The 1587-nt window shown below is 46.1% G+C and carries 2 protein-coding genes; both read left to right on the forward strand.

Annotated elements, in window-relative coordinates; translation table 11 throughout:
• Window positions 1-1121: NEL-type E3 ubiquitin ligase domain-containing protein (locus J5224_RS27180; protein WP_264628261.1), on the forward strand; the 1121-nt coding region annotated here is incomplete at its 5' end.
• A gap of 103 nt (window positions 1122-1224) precedes the next feature.
• Window positions 1225-1536, forward strand: coding sequence for an ArsR/SmtB family transcription factor (locus J5224_RS27185; protein ID WP_264628262.1), 312 nt, complete (start codon window positions 1225-1227; stop codon window positions 1534-1536).
• The last annotated feature ends 51 nt before the right edge of the window (window positions 1537-1587 follow it).

A 1587-nucleotide genomic window follows, 5' to 3' on the forward strand; every position in this document is an offset into this window, starting at 1 on the left:
TACAGTATAACGCCATATATCCCGGCAATCTCTCAGAGTTAAGCCATGAAATACCCATCAGCGCCCCGCCCCGCCCTTCTGTGAATGCAGGAAATACCACGGCAGATATACTGAGAATTCTTTTCCAGCCGCAGTTAAATTACTTTCCCTCAGAGGTAAATATAAACACTGCCACAGAGGGTAGAATGTTGCTTATGGAGATCCACCATTGGTATACGCCAGAAGATCTAAACAGCAAACCTCTGGTATCACAACCACACCTAACGAAATTGGCACACTGGGAGACGCTTGCTAAAAACAGCAACAGTACATCATTTTCCCAATTCTTGAGTAAACTCAGAGCCTGTGATGTCGTTACTCACTCTTCGGAATTTAAACAGCACATCAGAACGTTTCTGGACAATATTGTTTTATCACCCTCGTTGGCAGAAACCTTGTTTGCTATCGCCTATGACGGAACCGCCAGTTGCAACGACAAGACCCTGTTTACTTACAACCAGATGCAGCAAGTGATGATTGTTGACGACATTAACAAGGGAAAATATGACAACCAACTGGATGCGTTGATTACCATAGCCAGACGCGTTTATCGCACCAGACAATTAACGATAATGGCCAATCAGCATATGAAGCGGCATCCTAACACGGATGAAGTTGAAGTTTACCTCGGTTTCCAAACCCGTTTGCACAGCGCGTTAGATTTGCAACACTTCGCGCCAGATATGCACAGTTTTATTTGCTCAAAAATTTCAGCAGAGGACCTAATCTCGGCGGAGAAAACCATTAAAAAAAATGAAAACATTCAATTTCCAGCCTGGCTCGCACAGTGGGAGCCGTTACATGCGTTGATTGAACGGCTTGCGCCAGAAAAAATACGGGCCGCTCAGGAGAAAAGATACCATATGCTGGAGTTTGAATACCAAAAAAATGTTGATGATTTGCTGCGAAAGAACATATTAAAAAATATCCCAGATGCCGAAATAAATGCGGGAAAAATAGTATTAAAAAAAATGCAGCTTGAGATTGATCGCGCGCTGATTGCTGATTTCTTTTCTCAACATCAACTCAATAGTGCCATTGAGAATGAATTCTGGAGCAAGGATAATTACAGCAAGGCGTAAAACACACGTCAGGATGACATCATCAAACACTCCCGCTATAGTGACCGCTGACGAACGGTTACGGCGACCAGACGGCGTCGTTAATAAATGGATACGGAGTACTATGATCGCTCACCATCCCGAACCTGAGCAGATTCGATTAGAGAACGTTTTACTGGCTTTGGGTAACCCGGTACGGTTAGAAGTAGTACGTATTTTAGCCCAGCAGGGGGAGCAATCCTGCGGAGCCCTTTCGCAAGGGGCAGCAAAATCCACCATGTCGCACCATTGGCGGGTATTGCGCGACAGTGGCGTGATTTGGCAACGCCCTAATGGCCGAGAAAACCTCCTTTCGCTGCGACGTGACGATCTGGATGCGCTTTTCCCCGGCCTGTTAGACACACTGTTAACCGCACTGGAGCAGCGCGGCGCATAAAAAAAGCCGGTCTGGTTGCAGACCGGCTTTCGTGCATGAGTTTTACTCAGC

The organism is Candidatus Symbiopectobacterium sp. NZEC135, assembly GCF_025962695.1.

Excerpts from the sequence above, each read along its gene's own strand:
- J5224_RS27185 (WP_264628262.1), top strand. The coding sequence starts at position 1,225 with ATGATCGCTCACCATCCCGAACCTGAGCAGATTCGATTAGAGAACGTT.